15 protein-coding genes are annotated in these 16,418 nt (G+C 30.0%); 5 read left to right on the forward strand and 10 right to left on the reverse strand.

All coding sequences use genetic code 11. The features are described 5' to 3' along the window. Positions 1-39 precede the first annotated feature (39 nt). Genes ric through nirK form a run of 4 tightly spaced genes read right to left on the reverse strand, consistent with a single transcriptional unit; the run spans position 40 to position 3,729 of the window. Positions 40-762 (reverse strand): iron-sulfur cluster repair di-iron protein, encoded by a 723-nt coding sequence (ric, locus tag WG951_RS02750; RefSeq protein ID WP_105048681.1) that lies wholly within the window; start codon positions 760-762, stop codon positions 40-42. Position 763: 1 nt separating this feature from the next. After that, positions 764-1,480, reverse strand: a complete 717-nt coding sequence (locus WG951_RS02755; RefSeq protein ID WP_170062886.1) for an SCO family protein — start codon at positions 1,478-1,480, stop codon at positions 764-766. Between the two features lie 4 nt (positions 1,481-1,484). After that, positions 1,485-2,255 carry a formylglycine-generating enzyme family protein gene (locus tag WG951_RS02760; RefSeq protein WP_211296707.1) on the reverse strand — a complete coding sequence of 257 codons (771 nt, stop codon included), beginning with the start codon at positions 2,253-2,255 and terminating at the stop codon, positions 1,485-1,487. A 19-nt stretch (positions 2,256-2,274) separates the two neighbouring features. Further along, positions 2,275-3,729 (reverse strand): copper-containing nitrite reductase, encoded by a 1,455-nt coding sequence (gene nirK, locus WG951_RS02765; RefSeq protein ID WP_105048683.1) that lies wholly within the window; start codon positions 3,727-3,729, stop codon positions 2,275-2,277. A 145-nt stretch (positions 3,730-3,874) separates the two neighbouring features. Here nirK and WG951_RS02770 point away from each other — a divergent pair, with 145 nt between their 5' ends. Both WG951_RS02770 and WG951_RS02775 read left to right on the forward strand, forming a co-directional pair. After that, positions 3,875-4,309, forward strand: coding sequence for an RrF2 family transcriptional regulator (locus tag WG951_RS02770; protein WP_105048684.1), 435 nt, complete (start codon positions 3,875-3,877; stop codon positions 4,307-4,309). Positions 4,310-4,317: 8 nt separating this feature from the next. Further along, positions 4,318-5,538, forward strand: a complete 1,221-nt coding sequence (locus WG951_RS02775; RefSeq protein ID WP_105048685.1) for a hypothetical protein — start codon at positions 4,318-4,320, stop codon at positions 5,536-5,538. On the opposite strand, the gene WG951_RS02780 is transcribed toward WG951_RS02775, so the two are convergent. After that, positions 5,507-6,943 (reverse strand): pyridoxal phosphate-dependent decarboxylase family protein, encoded by a 1,437-nt coding sequence (locus tag WG951_RS02780; RefSeq protein ID WP_105048686.1) that lies wholly within the window; start codon positions 6,941-6,943, stop codon positions 5,507-5,509. The two genes, WG951_RS02775 and WG951_RS02780, sit on opposite strands and share 32 nt — an antisense overlap. A gap of 248 nt (positions 6,944-7,191) precedes the next feature. Between WG951_RS02780 and WG951_RS02785 the strand changes: the two genes are divergently transcribed. The 3 genes from WG951_RS02785 (at position 7,192) to WG951_RS02795 (ending at position 10,838) form a co-directional block, all read left to right on the forward strand. Then, the gene (locus WG951_RS02785) at positions 7,192-7,938 is read left to right on the forward strand and encodes a DUF542 domain-containing protein (RefSeq protein ID WP_105048687.1); all 747 of its coding nucleotides are present in this window, start codon (positions 7,192-7,194) and stop codon (positions 7,936-7,938) included. A gap of 72 nt (positions 7,939-8,010) precedes the next feature. After that, the gene (locus WG951_RS02790) at positions 8,011-9,654 is read left to right on the forward strand and encodes an OstA-like protein (RefSeq protein ID WP_245893495.1); all 1,644 of its coding nucleotides are present in this window, start codon (positions 8,011-8,013) and stop codon (positions 9,652-9,654) included. Positions 9,655-9,656: 2 nt separating this feature from the next. Continuing rightward, the gene (locus WG951_RS02795; RefSeq protein WP_105048688.1) at positions 9,657-10,838 is read left to right on the forward strand and encodes an aspartate aminotransferase family protein; all 1,182 of its coding nucleotides are present in this window, start codon (positions 9,657-9,659) and stop codon (positions 10,836-10,838) included. Positions 10,839-10,941: 103 nt separating this feature from the next. On the opposite strand, the gene WG951_RS02800 is transcribed toward WG951_RS02795, so the two are convergent. The 5 genes from WG951_RS02800 to WG951_RS02820 all read right to left on the reverse strand — a co-directional run bounded on the left by WG951_RS02800 (position 10,942) and on the right by WG951_RS02820 (position 16,416). After that, complete coding sequence (locus WG951_RS02800; protein WP_105048689.1) at positions 10,942-11,832, reverse strand: anti-sigma factor; 891 nt, start codon at positions 11,830-11,832, stop codon at positions 10,942-10,944. 75 nt (positions 11,833-11,907) lie between these two features. Then, positions 11,908-12,579 carry a Crp/Fnr family transcriptional regulator gene (locus WG951_RS02805; protein WP_105048690.1) on the reverse strand — a complete coding sequence of 224 codons (672 nt, stop codon included), beginning with the start codon at positions 12,577-12,579 and terminating at the stop codon, positions 11,908-11,910. 70 nt (positions 12,580-12,649) lie between these two features. Then, positions 12,650-13,345, reverse strand: a complete 696-nt coding sequence (locus WG951_RS02810; protein WP_105048691.1) for a peptidoglycan DD-metalloendopeptidase family protein — start codon at positions 13,343-13,345, stop codon at positions 12,650-12,652. Positions 13,346-13,514: 169 nt separating this feature from the next. Next, positions 13,515-14,075: a TlpA family protein disulfide reductase gene (locus WG951_RS02815; RefSeq protein ID WP_105048692.1), complete on the reverse strand. Its 561-nt coding sequence runs from the start codon at positions 14,073-14,075 to the stop codon at positions 13,515-13,517. A gap of 70 nt (positions 14,076-14,145) precedes the next feature. Then, positions 14,146-16,416: an aconitate hydratase gene (locus WG951_RS02820; protein ID WP_105048693.1), complete on the reverse strand. Its 2,271-nt coding sequence runs from the start codon at positions 16,414-16,416 to the stop codon at positions 14,146-14,148. Between the last annotated feature and the right edge of the window lie 2 nt (positions 16,417-16,418).

Here is a 16,418-nt window from a genome sequence, read left to right on the forward strand (position 1 = left end):
CACTCAGCTTTTACACTTTAGGGGAAATTATATAATATGTTATTGGTTATTTTTCTTTTCTAAAAGAATAGCTTTTGGAAACAAAATATTATTTTCTAAATGTATGTGCTGATGTAAATCTTGTTCAAACTCTTCTAATTTTGCATACAAGGCTTTAAACGTATTACAAGCTCCTTCTGGTGGTGTATAATTATTAGAAAGACGTTTTATTTCTTTTAAAATGTCACCTGCATTTTCATGCTCTTCTTCCATCATTCTAATAGGGTTATTTACCGTACCAAAATGTTGTTTAGGTGCCTTTGTTTCTTCTTTTTCTGCTTTTACCAATTGCTTAATAAAAGGAAACAAAACCATTTCTTCCTTTTTTAGATGGGCAGCTAATTCATTTGCAACCTCTATAAACAATTTATTAATCTCTACAACTTCTGTATAATGGTGGCCATGAACTTTTGCTACTTTTGCAGCATACTGTATTATTATAGGAGTACTTTCTGTAACATACGCATGATGAATATTTATAATATGATCTACTAAAAAATCTAGTTTCCAACTATCATAATTATAAGCATTAGACGTTGGATTGTTTATATTTAATAGTTCTTTTTCCATTTCTTCAAAAGAAACATTATGTTTTTTACATGCTTTTTCTATTGATATTCCTCCGCCACAGCAAAAGTCTATTCCGTGTTTTTTAAATACATCTGCAGTTTTAATATTATAGGTAACTACTTCTGCCACTGTATTATCTTTTGTAATTTTCATTTTAATGAGTATTAATTGTTTCTATAATTTTTTTAATTGTTTCTTTATTATCAACACCTAAACCTTCTTGTTGATGCACTAATTCTCCTCCTGGATTAAAAACACTTATAATGTTAGAGTGAGAAAAGTCTAAAGGAGAAATCTGTTTGTATTTTACCGCTAAAACATTGGCAAATTCTCTAACCCCACTTTCTGTACCTTGTAACAAAGTCCATTGTGGTCCTTCTAAAAAATTTTCTTTCGCAAAGGCTTTTAATTTTTCTGGAGTATCATTAACAGGATCTATACTGACTAAAATAAATTCAACCTCATTTTTTAAATCTGCAGGAATTTTGTCTTCAATATTTCTCATATCTGCTGTTAACCTCGGGCAAGCAGCTTTACAAGTTGTATAAATCATCACCATTACTAAAGTTTTACCTTTTAGCTCTTTCAACTCAATTTCTTTACCATCTTGCGTATTCCATTTTGTTGTTAGGTTAAAAATAGATTCTTCAGAAATAAAACTAGACAGAACTTTTGTTGCTACTTTTGATGTTGGCCTTAATTTCATTTCACAAACAGGACAATTTCCTTTTTCTGAATAGACTTTGTCCCCTTCACATTTCATAGGACATTGATATGCAACTTTATCCGTTTCTTTTGATGTTTTTTTATCACAAGAAACTAATAACGTAGCGGTTACAACCAGCAATAATAAATATTTAAGTGTTTTCATTTTTCTATTTTTTAATATCTTTTACACATCTAAAACCAAGGTTTTTCATGGTATATTTTGCTTTTAAACTTCCTCTAATGGCATATCTCATAAATGCAGCATAATTCATTAAATCTGTTGCATTTACAGCGGCACTACCACAAAATAAATTATTATCTGTATCTACATCTTTTCTAGACTCTCCAGAAACCAATACCGAATTAAAATCTATAGTCCACTCCCAAACTAAACCATGTAAATCGTACACATTCCAATAATTTTTAAATGTAGATCCTATGGTTTGATTAAACGTTTTTGGCTTTTCATACCAACTTAAAATAAACTGATTATAAGCCTCTTCTCTTCTTGCATCGGGTATGGTTTTATTTGCCATTGCTACATATTCCCATTCATCTACTGTTGGCAATCTTTTTCCTTGACATTCGCAATATTCTTTTGCTGCAAACCATGATACTTGAGTAATTGGCGATTTTTCTTTTTGGTTTTCACCTAAAATAGTATCCGATTTCCATGCGCGTAAATAGCTTTCATCTGCAAATAACTTTATCACCTTACTTTTTTGCCATTTTGGATATTTCTTTACAAAGTCTACATATTCTCTATTTGTTGCAGGATATACGTCTATTAAAAAATCCTTTATTTTAACATTTAAAGAATCTCTACCATACAAAGGCAAATACTCTCCTCCCTTAATTTGTACCATTTTAGATTGACAACTTGTGTACGTTGCATTTAGGAGGAATAAACAAATTGTCAATCTTAAAATAGTTTTCATCTTTTTTTAATTAAGGTTTTTAATGACTGCTTTTTACTTCTTTTACAGTGTTTACACTTACATTGGTTTTATTATTTCCCCAAGAGTTATAAACATAAGTAAGCACATCTGCAACTTCTTCTTCAGAAAGTGTTTGTTTGGTCATTACACTATTGTATTTGTTTCCGTTTACAGTAATTTCTCCTGTTTTTCCGTTTAAAACAATACCTACAGCTCTTTTAACATCTGCATTTAAATAATCTGATTTTGCTAAAGGAGGAAACGCATTCGGAATTCCTTGTCCTTCTGCTTGGTGACAAGCAAAACAAGTAGTCATGTATAATTGTTTACCATCAGCTATTTTTTTAGCTAAAGGTTTTTCTACGTTACTTACAGCCACTTTTTTCTTATCATTATTTGGCATTGTTTGAATAGTACCTCCTTCTGGATGATAAATTCCTTCTTGCTTAACACCAGAATATAATTTTTTGTTTTCTTCTCCGGTTACTTTTAACATTCCTAAAGCCCCTTTATTAAAAGCTCTAAAAATAGCATGGTCTACAATAATAAATGTACCAGGAACTTCTACTTTAAATTCTACAATAGCAGCTCCTCCAGAAGGAATTGAAGTTGTTTGCACGTTTTCATTAATCATAGATCCTCCTTCTATATGTACTTTATCAAAGATTTCTCCAATAACATGAAAAGACGATGTTAAGTTTGGTCCGCCATTCCCTACAAATAAACGAACTGTTTCACCCACATTTGCAGTAATAGCGTTGTCTCCAGTTAAAGCACCAACTTTACCATTAAAAACTACATAATCTGCATCTTCTTTAATTGCTTTTGTCATATCAAAAGCTTGTAAACCTTTTTCATCAGTGGCACCTTTTGTATAAAAGTCTCCTTGCATAATGTAATATTCTTTATCTACTTTAGGCAAACCACCTTCTGGTTCTATTAAAATTAAACCATACATTCCGTTTGCAATATGCATTCCTACAGGTGCAGTAGCACAGTGGTACACAAACAAACCAGGGTTTAATGCTTTAAAAGAAAACGTTTTTTTATGACCAGGCGCTACAAAAGAAGATGTTGCTCCACCTCCAGGACCAGTTACCGCATGCATATCTATATTATGTGGTAATTTATTATCTGGGTGATTAGACAACGTAAATTCTATTTCGTCTCCTACTCTAGCTCTAATAAAACTTCCAGGTACAGAACCACCAAAAGTCCAATACACATATTGTACACCATCTGTCATGGTTCCTTCTTTTTCAAGAATTTCCATATCTATTAATAATTTCTTTGCGGTTCTATTACCTACTGGCGCAGGTACAAAAGGCGGTGAAGTTAATTCTGCCTCTATAGTTCCTTTAATATAAATGGAAGAATTATCTACCACTGCCATTTCTTTTTTTGGTTCACTCTTACAGCTCGTTAGCAGTAAGCCTGATGCGAATAATAAACATACTGTTTTTAAAAGTCTCATTTTTTCTTTGTTTTAATGTTGATTAAAATAAAAGATTGTTTTGTCTTTTATTATTTACAACAAAAATATTATAGTTTGCAATAAGTAAAAATGATAATTATCATATAAAAAGATAAAAATATCTTTATATTTTTGTAAAAAAAACATGTTAACCAATTCTAGTAAATATGCCATTAGAGCAGTTCTCTATTTAGCAAATAATTCATCCGAAGACAATAAAATTGGTTCTAAGAAAATAGCCAAAGTATTAAACATACCTGCCCCGTTTTTAGCCAAAACATTACAAGAATTAACAAAAAAAGATATTATAAGTTCTGTTAAAGGTCCTCATGGAGGTTTTTACCTAACGGATAGAAACGATAAAAATACCCTGTATAATATTATCGATTGTGTAGATGATGCAGAAAAATTTAATCAATGTTATTTAGGTCAAACAGAATGTAGTGATGATAACCCCTGTGTAATCCATCATTTATATGTACCTTTTAAAAATAAATTACTACAAAAACTTAAAAATAAAACAATCTTAGAAATGGCTAAAGAATACGCTAAAGACAATAACCTTATTAATACTTTATAGTTTTTAATATGATTAAAGCTAAAACACAAAGTTTTGTAGCGCTTTTTTATTTTTTAATCGCTGCGTCTTTAGGTATTTTATTGCGTCTTTTTCCTACTACAAATGTAAATGCCAATTATAAATTTATTGTTCACACGCATTCTCACGTGGCACTTTTAGGCTGGGTATATATAGGATTAACAACTTTAATTTTTTATCTATTTATAAAAGAAGAAGCTAAAAAAAAGTATTCAAAATTATTTTTAAGCACTCAGGTTACAATTTTAGGGATGTTAGTTAGCTTTCCAATAACTGGATATGCATTATTTTCTATTATTTTTTCTACTCTATTTATCATATGTTCTTATTGGTTTTATGCTTTCTTTAGAAAAAACAACAATTTTAACAAAGGTAGTTTTGCTTATAAATTTATAAATACATCACTTATATTTATGATTATTTCTAGTGTTGGCCCTTGGGCTTTAGGAATTATTATGAACACATTAGGAAGCACTTCTCATTGGTATAAAAATGCAATTTATTTTTACTTACATTTTCAATACAACGGTTGGTTTATTTTTTGTTTACTTGGGTTATTTTTCCACTTTTTAGAAAAAAATAATCGTGTTATTTCTTCAAAAAAAATCTCTACTTTTTTTAGGTTGATGATTGCCAGTTGTATCTTTACTTTAGCTTTATCTTTTTTATGGATAAACCCACCTATAACTATCTATATATTAGCGATATTAGGAAGTGTTATTCAAATCTTTTCTTTACTCTTTTTTTATTCGATAATTAAAGAACAAAAAACATTTTTAAAGGATAAAATAAGTCGATTTTTCTTCAAATTAATCCACTTAATTTTTGTGTTATTTTGTTTAAAAATAATAATGCAAACAATTACTGCAATTCCGTATTTTGCAACCTTATCTTACCAAATAAAAGATTTTGTAATAGGATATTTACACTTGGTTTTTTTAGGTGTTATTAGTCTTAGTATCTTGTTTTTTTTACATCAGAATAAATTAATATCCATTCCAAAAAAATGGATACTAATTTATTTAACTGGTTTTATTCTTTCTGAAGTATTTATTTTTTACAAAGGTTTTTGTAATTGGCAGCAACTTTCTATCATCAATAATTATTATGTAATTTTAGTACTTGTTTCAGCACTACTACCTATAGGTGTTTTAGGTATTTTTATTTCTAATTTAAAAACTATTTATTCCACTCCAAAAGAACTTGTTTAGCAAATACTTCACATTGATTTAAAGTGTCTGTAACATGCTTTAAAGTAGTTTTTGGGTTTATTAAACACATTCTAATAACTACTTGATTTTGTAAAACAGTGGTAACCAAAAGTGCCTCTTTAGAATCTACAACTTTAGACGATATTTCTTGATTTAATTTATCTAATTCTTCTTCTGTTAAATCTTTATTTAAAGGATTGTACCTAAAATTAATAATAGCCAAAGTTGCAGGAGAAACAATTTCCCAGTTTTTACTTTTTCTAAGTGTATCTTCTGTTTTATCTGCTAAATCTATATTGTACGTTATTGCCTTTTTAAAAGCATTTAATCCGTAGGTTTTAATAGACATATAAAATTTTAATGCTCTAAACCTTCTTGTTAATTGAATTCCGTAATCATAAAAATTAATTTCAGATTCATTTCCTTCAATATCTCTTAAATATTCTGGTTTTTCGCTAAACGTATTGCTTAACCAAGAGGCGTCTTTTACTAATAAACAACCAATTTCATAAGGCTGAAAAAACCATTTATGAGGATCTACAGTTAAAGAATCTGCACGCTCTATACCTCGTAAAATTCTACTTCCTTTTTTAGATAATATTGCGGCACCTCCATATGCTCCATCAATATGAAACCAAAGATTTTCTTTTTCGCAAATATCTGCCAAAGCATCTAACGGGTCTACAGTACCAGTATTGGTAGTACCTGCAGAAGCAATAATACAAAATGGTTTTCTTCCTTCTAATTGGTCTTTTGCGATTTCGTTTTTAAGTTTATTAATACTAAACTTAAATTCTAAATCTGTTGGAATGATTTTTACTTGTTCTTTTTTAAAGCCTAAAACTCTAATTGCTTTAATATTAGATGAATGTGCTTGGTCTGATAAATAAATAACGGCATTCGAAAAATCATCGCCACATTTTATTCTTCTAGCAGTGGTTAAAGCTGTTAAATTTGCCATAGATCCACCACTTGTAAAAATTCCACCTCCTTTTGTTACCGGAAAGTCGAACATTTTTAACAACCAATTTAAAGTAACAATTTCTAGTTCTGCAGCGGCAGGAGAAACAATCCATCCACCCGAAAAAATATTAAATCCTGTTGCCAAAGAATCTGCCATGGTACTTATAAAATTACTTGGACCTGGTACAAAAGAAAAAGATTTAGGGTGCGTAGATATATTGGTATTTGGCAATACATTTTTAGCCACAAAATCTAACACTTCATCTGCAGGCGTTGCACTATCTGGCGCTTCTCTTAAAAAAATAGAATCCATTTCTTCTCTAGAAGCTTTACTTACTGGCTTTTTATTTTCCTCTTCATCATAATGATTTACTATTAGGTCTACTATTTTGTAGCCATAAGATTGCATTTCTTCTTTTGTTAAATAAAAAGGTGATTTCATGAAATTATAATTTTTTTGCAAATTACATGAACTTAAATTTCTAAAGAAGATAAAAATCAATTTTATTCTAATTTTAATCTATTATACCTCAAATAATCACTTTTTTTTATTTTGCATATAACTATTATTTATGCATGTTTTAAAGGCCAATTTTCCGAAAATCATATTGTTTTAACTTATTTATTTGCAATTATTTATAATAGTGACAAAAGTCATTTTTTATCACTAATAACTACACCAAATTTGTAATGAATTCAAAGTCTCTTATTGTGAAAGATCTAATGAATAAAAGTGTTGCTACTATTGTTACAAAAAACATTAATACAGCCTCGGTTTTTAAAAAATATAAAATAGATTTTAGTGTTCATGGCAACATGCTATTAACTAAAGCATGTGATAAAAAAAAGGTCAACATAAAAAATATTGTTAATGATTTAAAGGCCGTAAATAATAAAGTTTATTATTTAAAAGATTATAATTCTTGGGATCTAGATTTTTTAATTGATTTTTTAGTAAATATTCAACATGAATATAAAGAAGAAAACATCTTATTTTTAAAAGAATATGGCGAAAAAGTTGCTAAAATATATGGCAAAGAATATAAAGAACTTTTAAAGGTTAATCGATTAATACAAAAAAATGCAGATACTATTCTAGAACACATGAAAAATGAAGAAAGAACTATTTTTCCGTATATCAAGAAACTTGTAGAGGCAAAAAATAAAAAAATTGTTGTAAACATTAGCAATTCTCCCTTAAATAGCCCCATAGAATCTATTGAAGATGAACATGAAAAAGTGAGTAAAATATTTAAAAAGATTTGCAAATTAACAAACAACTACAAAATCCCAGAAAACACATGTATTTCGTACAAAGTACTTTATTTAAAATTACAACAATTTGAGGAATTACTTTCTAACCACATGCACATAGAAAATAACATCTTATTTCCGAAAGCAAAAAAATTAGAAAAATCTTTACTTTTAGATCTTTAAATAAGCTAATTTTTAGTTTTCTTTAATAGGTAGCCATTTTCTTTTCATTATTTTTGCTTCAAATTCGTCAATTTGAAAAGAATACTTTTTTTATTTATTATTTTTTCTTCGCTAAATTCTTTCTCTCAAGAAAAGAAAAAAATTCAATATTACGCAGAACAGCAAGAAGCTGATGAAGAAAAATATCCAGGTGCCACATTATTAATAGGTAATGTTAAAATGACTCATGATGGCATTATTTTAACAAGTCAACAGGCATTATACTATAAAGATAAAAATTTCTTTAAAGCTATTGGTAATGTTATTATTAAGCAAGGAGACACCATTACACAAACAAGTAATTATACCGATTACGATGCCAATTCTAAGCAAGCACTTTCTTGGGGAAATGTGGTTTTAAAAGACCCAACAATGACCTTAACTACAGATACATTACATTTTGATAGATTAAATCAAAAATTGTATTATAACAGTTACGCTACCATTAAAGACGAAACAAATACCTTAAAAAGTAAAAATGGTAACTTCTATTTAGAAGATAAAAAATTTACAGCCACCACTAGAGTAACCGTTGTAAACCCAGAACACCATTTAGAATCTGATCATTTAGATTATTATACAAACTCCGGACTTACTTATTTATACGGACCATCAACCATTACAAATACCAAAAACGATAATAGAATTTATTGCGAAAAAGGTTTTTACAATACAAAAACAGATGTTTCTCACTTTGTTAAAAATGCAAAACTATATTTAAAAGAAAGAACTGTAGAAGGTGACAGTTTGTATTATGATAAGCAAAAAGGGTTTGCCTCTGCCACTAATAATATTCAGGTAATAGACACGGTACAAAACTTTATTACCAAAGGAAACTATGCCGAAATTTTCGAATTAAAAGATTCTCTTTACATCATTAAACAAGCAGTTGCCATTTCTATTATAGACAAAGATTCTATGTTTATTCATGGAGATACCATTTTAGTTACAGGTAAACCAGAAAAAAGAAATGTAAGAATTTTTCATAATGTAAAAATCTTTAAATCTGATTTACAAGGAAAGTGCGATTCTATTCATACAAACCAAGAAACTGGTTTAACAAAAATGTTTAAAAAACCTGTAATTTGGTCAGATCAAAATCAAATTACCGGAGATACCATTCACCTACTCTCTAATGTAGAAACAGAAAAATTAGATTCGTTAAAAGTATTAAACAATGCCTTTATCGTTTCTAAAGATTCTATGTCTATTAAAGATTTTAACCAAATTAAAGGAAGAAACATGTTTGGTAAATTTAAAGAAAATAAACTTCGTTTACTTTTAGTAAAAGGAAATGCAGAGTCGGTTTATTTTAATAGAAATGAAGAAACCCAAGTTTTAGAAACCATTACCAAAGAAATATCTAGTAATATTGAGTTTACCTTAGATAAAGGGCAAATTGAAACCATAAAATATTTAAAAAAATCTGATGGTAATACCTATCCTCCATCAAAACTTCCGGATGATGTTAGAGAGTTGCAAGGTTTTATTTGGCGTGAAGAAGAGCAACCTAAAAAAATGGAAGATATTTTTATACATGATGATAAAATAAACATTCCTCTAAATGAAGATACAAAAGAGAAAAAAGCACCTGTAATTCTTAATCAAAAAAAGAAGCTTACTACAAATCTAAAGCCGAAAGCTCTAAAACCTAATAGTTTTCCTAAAAAACAATAATCTTGAAAACAGATTTTTTTAAATACCAAGCACAAACTTCTCCTTACCCATTGGCTATAGAAGTTTCTACAGCAAAAGGAAGTTATATTTATGATACTTCCGGAAAAAAATATTTAGATTTTGTAGCAGGCGTTTCTGCAAATAGCTTAGGCCATAACCATCCCAAGGTTACAGATGCCATAAAAAAACAATTAGATGCTTATGCTCATGTAATGGTTTATGGCGAGTTTATACAGCAACCACAAGTAACATTATGTAAACTTTTAGCACAAAACTCTCCAAAGAATTTAAATGCCGTATACATTACAAACTCTGGAACAGAAGCAACGGAAGGTGCTATAAAATTAGCCAAAAGAGTTACAAATAGGTCAGAAATAATTGCTGCAAAAACATCTTATCATGGTAACACCATGGGATCTATGAGTGTTTCTGGTATAGAACAGCAAAAACAAGCATTTAGACCGTTAATTCCCGGTACAAATTTTATTGAGTTTAATAATGAAATTGATCTTGTTAAAATCACCAATAAAACAGCTGCCGTAATTCTAGAAACCATACAAGGTGGTGCAGGTTTTATTGAACCCAAAAACGGGTTTTTATCTAAAGTAAAACAACGTTGTTTAGAAGTTGGTGCACTTTTAATTTTAGATGAAATACAAACAGGAATTGGAAGAACGGGTACTTTTTGGGGTTTTGAAAACTATAATGTAATTCCGGATATTGTAATTACAGGAAAGGGTTTAGGAGGCGGAATGCCAATTGGAGCTTTTATTTCATCCTTTGAAATGATGAGCCTATTAAAAGACAACCCTAAATTGGGGCATATTTCTACATTTGCTGGTCATCCTGTTATTTCTGCTGCTGCAGTAGCAACTGTAAAAGAAATTACTGAGAACAACTTTACAAAAGAAGCTTTACGAAAAGAAACACTTATTAGAAAACATTTAATTCATCCATCAATTAAAGAAATTAGAGGAAAAGGTTTAATGTTAGCTGCTATTTTAGAAACTCCAGAACTAAATTCTAAAGTAGTTTTGAAATGTTTAGAAAACCAATTAATACTATTTTTTCTACTTTTTGAACCAAGTGCTATGAGAATAACGCCTCCACTTACTATTTCTGATGAAGATATTATTAAGGGATGTCAAATTATATTAAAAACAATTGATCAAGTAATCGAATAAATATATTAATCTTTACTTATTAAAAACAGAAAAGAGCAATTATTTACATAATTGCCCTTCAAATAAATCAACCATTAACATAATAGTAGATTATTTTTTTCTGTTATCTTATTACACTTCCTGATAAAACTGCTAATGGTCCTGCTCCCATAGAAATTACTGTATGGTTTTCTGCGTCTGCTGGTACAACATGCGCTAAAGGTTTTAATGCAAACGGTGCAGCACTATTATCTGGACTTGGTTCTACAGAAATTACAACTGTTTTTCCTTTTAAATCTGTAGGAAAATCTACACCTGCTGCAGATCCTGTAACATAATCTTCTCCTGGATAACCTGGTCCATTACCTACTGAACCCTTGTAAGGTGAAGTAGCTGCGTTATCATCTGCTGCGTCAACTGCAGTAAATGTACCTGTACTTACTGGTGTTCCGTTTAAAACAACCCATCCTTCATATTTCCATCCTTCAGGTAAAGTTGGTAAACTTAAACCTGCAACTGCTGGCTCATTCGTATTATCTAAAAACCAAACTCCACTTGCTTCATTCGTAGTATCAGCATCTGTTGGTGTTGCTAAAATGTATTTTCCCCAAGAATTACTAAAATCACCTACAATTCCTGTAGAAGTAACACTTGCAGAATTTCCAGAAAAATCTCCGGCTAAAATTTTTGTTGCTGCTGGTGCTAAAGCTGCTGCTCCGGTTTCACCTGCTGGCTCAATAGATAAAACAAATGTTGTTGCTGCTTCTAAATCATCAATTCCTACAGTATATGTTTGCGGAAAAGACACACTAGTAAAAGTTCCTGTACTTACTGGGCTACCATTTACAATTAACCATCCTTCGTAAACGAAATCAGCTCCTAATTCTTCTAAACCTGTAAAGTCTACTGTTAAACTTCCTGTTGTTGGTACATTGTTGTTGTTGTCATCATCACTACAAGCTACAAAAGTTGTTGCGATTGCAATTGCGATTGCTAAATTTAAAATTTTTTTCATCTTATTAATATTTATGTTAATGTTGATGACAAAGTTAAATTCTTAATGAATCATGAAATGTTAGCTAGCTAACACTTATGCAATTTTTTGAAGTAATCTTATTTCTTTTCTATTAAATGTGATAATATTTGCCTCTTTTAACTCATTCATTAACACATTTAAATTAGACCTAGAGGTACCAATTAAGGATGCAATATCTTTTTGAGTATAAGGGTGTTCTATTATTTTATCTCCTGTTTTTTCACAATCATGTCCATATTCCTCACACAATTCTTTCATAAATTCTAAAAATCTAGTTTTAGAATCTTTAAATAAAATTAATTGTAATCTTCTTTCTAATTTTTTAAAACGAAAACCTAAAAATTTATATATTTTTAAACTAAAGGTTTTATTATCTCGCATTAAATCATGCATGGTATCTACTCCTATTGGGCAGATTGAAGTGGTTGCATCTACAGATTGGGCAAATTCATTTCTTGTTTCTTCTCCTAAAATGGCTTTTTCTCCAAACAATTCTCCTTTTGTTAAAATTGCTTTTACAACTTCGGTACCATCTTCATTATAGTACCCAATTTTTACTTTTCCTTTTTCTATTAAATAGACTTTACTTGCTGCATCTTCTTCAAAGTAGATGTAATCACTTTTTTTATAAGCATCAAAATTATGACACTTTTTATATTCTTTAAATTTGTGTGGACAAAGTAGATTAAATAAGTTTACATTATCAAAAAACCATAAGTTATTCATAAAAAATCAATTTAGTTTTGGTTCTTTAATAAGTCTAAAAATGTAGTGATAGCTTACAAAAACACAGAACTTAAATAACTAATTTTAGCAATAAATTGGGGTTTGGACAATTTTTTTGATAAAATGCTATATTTTCTTCGGATGAAACTCCTGGATAATCTCCAAAATTATCTTCTAAATCTCTAATAATTTGAAAATGTAAATGTGGTGCATAATCTCCATTTACCACTGCACTTCCTAAATATCCTATGGTATCTCCTTGTAAAATTGAATCTCCAACTTTTATGTTTTCTATAGATTTTAAAGATAAATGACCGTATAAAGTATAGAATATTTCTTTTTTAATTTGATGTTTTAAAATAATTGTTGGGCCATAGTCTCCATAATTCACATTATTTTTAAAACTATGAATTTCTCCATCTAACGCTGCTAATACTTTTGTGTTTTCAGCACACCATAAATCTATACCTAAATGAATGTTTCTCTGTTTTTCTTTAGATTGATTCTTAAAATAAGTACTTCTGTCGTAGATATTTCTTTTTTCTAAATAACCACCAAATGCAACGTTGGCTTTATTTTTTTTTAGAAAAGAATCAATATATAGTTCCCATTCTGTGGATGAAGAAATATCAAAATGCAATAAATCTTTATTTTTTGATGAAATTGCTATCGGAAAATAGTCTTCAAAAGAAATACTTGCATCAATAACGGATGTGGGCTCTTTTGATATTTGTCGTAAAAAATGATTAAATTTTTCGGTATTCATAAGTAAAAGGAAAAAAACGATCAAAATATATCAAAAGTTTTTTATTTATATAATTTTAACTAGGTATTTTCTGCAAGGTTATAATATTATTAAAAAAACATTTCAGTAATTTTTAAATAATTTTAAGAATTGCTACTTTATCATTTGGTTTAAACAAAAAGTAACTATGTTATTTTAGCAACTCATCTATAGTTTCTCTAACCTTTTTACTATTCCAGTTTGCAGCACCAGATTCATCTATAATAATTTTACCTTCTTTATCTATTAAAAAAGTTCTTGGAATACTTTTTACTTTAAAAGTTGTTGGTGGCACTGTTAAGGGACTATAAGCTTTAAAATTATAATTTTTCTTTTTTAAAAAAGAAGCAATCACATCTTGTGATTCATTTGACACCAAAATAAATTCAATTTTACCTCCATAATCGTTATACAATGCTTGAAGTGACGGCATTTCTGCAATACAAGGCGGACACCAAGTAGCCCACATATTTACCAATAAAACTTTACCTTTTGCTTCATTTAAACGATAGCTATTACCTTCTAAATCTTTTAAATTCCAATCATAACTACTAACTAATTTTACATCAGTTGCTTTGTTAATACTTGGACTTAATTTTGCTATAACTGTCTGTAAACCTATTTGAATTTGCTGTCTTGTTGTTGGAATAATTAACAAGCCAATTATTATAACAAAAACTATATTCTTAACTACGCCTTTCTTTTTGTACATACCTTTAATAATAAAAGTAAAAAGCGCTAATTTTTCAATTAACGCTTTTTTAAATTATAGTTTAAACGCTTTATTTTGCGTTCTCCTTTTTAATTAAATTTAAAGCAGAGCCTTCATTATACCAATCTATCTGACCTTGGTTATAGGTATGGTTTGCAATGATTGTATCTTTAGAACCGTCTGCATGCACCACATCTATAGTTAATGGTTTATTAGGAGCAAACTCATTTAAATCTACAAAGTTAAATGTATCATCTTCTTGAATTAAATCGTAATCTGCTTCATTATTAAATGTTAAACCTAACATTCCTTGTTTTTTCAAGTTTGTTTCATGAATACGAGCAAAAGATTTTACTAAAACAGCAGCAACACCTAAATGTCTAGGCTCCATTGCAGCGTGTTCTCTAGAAGAACCTTCACCATAATTATGATCACCAACAACAATAGATTTTACACCTGCAGCTTTATAAGCTCTTGCAGTATCTGGTACTCCACCAAATTCTCCCGTTAATTGATTTTTAACAAAATTGGTTTTCTTACCAAAAGCATTTACAGCTCCAATTAAACAGTTGTTAGATATATTATCTAAATGACCTCTGTAGCGTAACCATGGTCCTGCCATAGAAATATGGTCTGTAGTACATTTACCAAAAGCTTTTATTAATAATTTTACGCCTGTTAAATTGTTTCCTAAAGGTGTAAAAGGTTCTAATAATTGTAATCTTTCAGAATCTTCTTTTACAGCAATTTGTACATGACTTCCATCTTCTTCTGGTGCTAAATAACCATCATCTTTTACTTCAAAACCTTTTGGAGGTAATTCCCATCCTGTTGGTTCATCAAACATTACTTCCTCTCCGTTTTCGTTGATTAATTTATCTGTAATCGGATTAAAATCTAAACGACCTGCAATTGCAATAGCTGCTGTTAATTCTGGTGAAGCAACAAAAGCATGTGTATTTGGGTTACCATCTGCACGCTTTGCAAAGTTTCTATTAAAAGAGTGAACAATACTGTTTTTTGGTGCATTTTTTGGATCATCATAACGCGCCCATTGCCCAATACATGGTCCACAAGCGTTTGTAAAGATCTTTGCATCTAACTTTTCGAAGATGCCAATAATACCATCTCTATCTGCTGTATATCTTACTTTCTCCGAACCAGGATTAATTCCTAATTCCGATTTCATTTTTAATCCTTTGTCAATTGCTTGTTGCGCAATTGAAGAAGCTCTCGATAAATCTTCGTAAGAAGAGTTTGTACAAGAACCTATTAATCCCCATTCTACTTTTAATGGCCAATCGTTAGCGTTTGCAGCTTTAGTCATATCTGCACCTGCTTCTGTAGATAAATCTGGTGTAAAAGGTCCGTTTAATAAAGGGCCTAATTTAGATAAATCAATTTCTATAACTTGGTCAAAATATTGCTCTGGGTTAGCGTAAACTTCAGCATCGCCTGTTAAATAGTCTTTTACTTGATTTGCAGCATCTGCAACATCACTTCTATCTGTAGCACGTAAATAACGTTCCATAGATTCATCATACCCAAAAGTAGAAGTAGTTGCTCCTATTTCTGCTCCCATGTTACAAATTGTACCTTTACCTGTACAAGACATAGAAGTTGCTCCTTCTCCAAAATATTCTACAATTGCACCTGTACCTCCTTTTGCAGAAACAATACCAGCTACTTTTAAAATAACATCTTTTGGCGCTGTCCAACCAGAAAGTTTTCCGGTTAACTTTACCCCTATTAATTTAGGAAACTTTAATTCCCAAGCCATACCCGCCATAACGTCTACAGCATCTGCACCACCAACACCAATGGCAACCATACCTAAACCACCAGCATTTACTGTGTGAGAATCTGTACCAATCATCATTCCTCCTGGAAATGCATAATTTTCTAATACTACTTGGTGAATAATTCCTGCTCCTGGTTTCCAAAAACCTAATCCGTATTTGTTAGAAACGGATTCTAAAAAGTTAAAAACTTCATTACTTGTATTTAGAGCAGATTGTAAATCCATACTTGCTCCGTTTTTAGCTTGAATTAAATGATCGCAGTGCGTAGTTGTAGGAACAGCTACTTTACTTTTACCTGCTTGCATAAATTGTAGTAATGCCATTTGCGCAGTGGCATCTTGCAATGCAATTCTATCTGGAGCAAAATCTACATAGTCTTTACCTCTTACAAATGCTTTATTGGATGTTTTATCCCATAAATGCGAGTACAGAATTTTTTCTGCTAAGGTTAAAGGTTTACCGGTTAGTTTACGAGCAGCATCAACACGTTCTACAACGTTTGAATATACTTTTTTGATCATATCAATATCAAAAGCCATAA

This window comes from Polaribacter butkevichii, assembly GCF_038024105.1.
GTDB lineage: Bacteria > Bacteroidota > Bacteroidia > Flavobacteriales > Flavobacteriaceae > Polaribacter > Polaribacter butkevichii.

Excerpts from the sequence above, each read along its gene's own strand:
- WG951_RS02810 (WP_105048691.1), bottom strand. The coding sequence starts at position 13,345 with ATGAATACCGAAAAATTTAATCATTTTTTACGACAAATATCAAAAGAG.
- WG951_RS02760 (WP_211296707.1), bottom strand. The coding sequence starts at position 2,255 with ATGAAAACTATTTTAAGATTGACAATTTGTTTATTCCTCCTAAATGCA.
- WG951_RS02780 (WP_105048686.1), bottom strand. The coding sequence starts at position 6,943 with ATGAAATCACCTTTTTATTTAACAAAAGAAGAAATGCAATCTTATGGC.
- WG951_RS02800 (WP_105048689.1), bottom strand. The coding sequence starts at position 11,832 with ATGAAAAAAATTTTAAATTTAGCAATCGCAATTGCAATCGCAACAACT.
- ric (WP_105048681.1), bottom strand. The coding sequence starts at position 762 with ATGAAAATTACAAAAGATAATACAGTGGCAGAAGTAGTTACCTATAAT.
- WG951_RS02815 (WP_105048692.1), bottom strand. The coding sequence starts at position 14,075 with ATGTACAAAAAGAAAGGCGTAGTTAAGAATATAGTTTTTGTTATAATA.
- WG951_RS02775 (WP_105048685.1), top strand. The coding sequence starts at position 4,318 with ATGATTAAAGCTAAAACACAAAGTTTTGTAGCGCTTTTTTATTTTTTA.
- WG951_RS02785 (WP_105048687.1), top strand. The coding sequence starts at position 7,192 with ATGAATTCAAAGTCTCTTATTGTGAAAGATCTAATGAATAAAAGTGTT.
- WG951_RS02805 (WP_105048690.1), bottom strand. The coding sequence starts at position 12,579 with ATGAATAACTTATGGTTTTTTGATAATGTAAACTTATTTAATCTACTT.
- WG951_RS02770 (WP_105048684.1), top strand. The coding sequence starts at position 3,875 with ATGTTAACCAATTCTAGTAAATATGCCATTAGAGCAGTTCTCTATTTA.
- WG951_RS02820 (WP_105048693.1), bottom strand. The coding sequence starts at position 16,416 with ATGGCTTTTGATATTGATATGATCAAAAAAGTATATTCAAACGTTGTA.
- nirK (WP_105048683.1), bottom strand. The coding sequence starts at position 3,729 with ATGAGACTTTTAAAAACAGTATGTTTATTATTCGCATCAGGCTTACTG.
- WG951_RS02755 (WP_170062886.1), bottom strand. The coding sequence starts at position 1,480 with ATGAAAACACTTAAATATTTATTATTGCTGGTTGTAACCGCTACGTTA.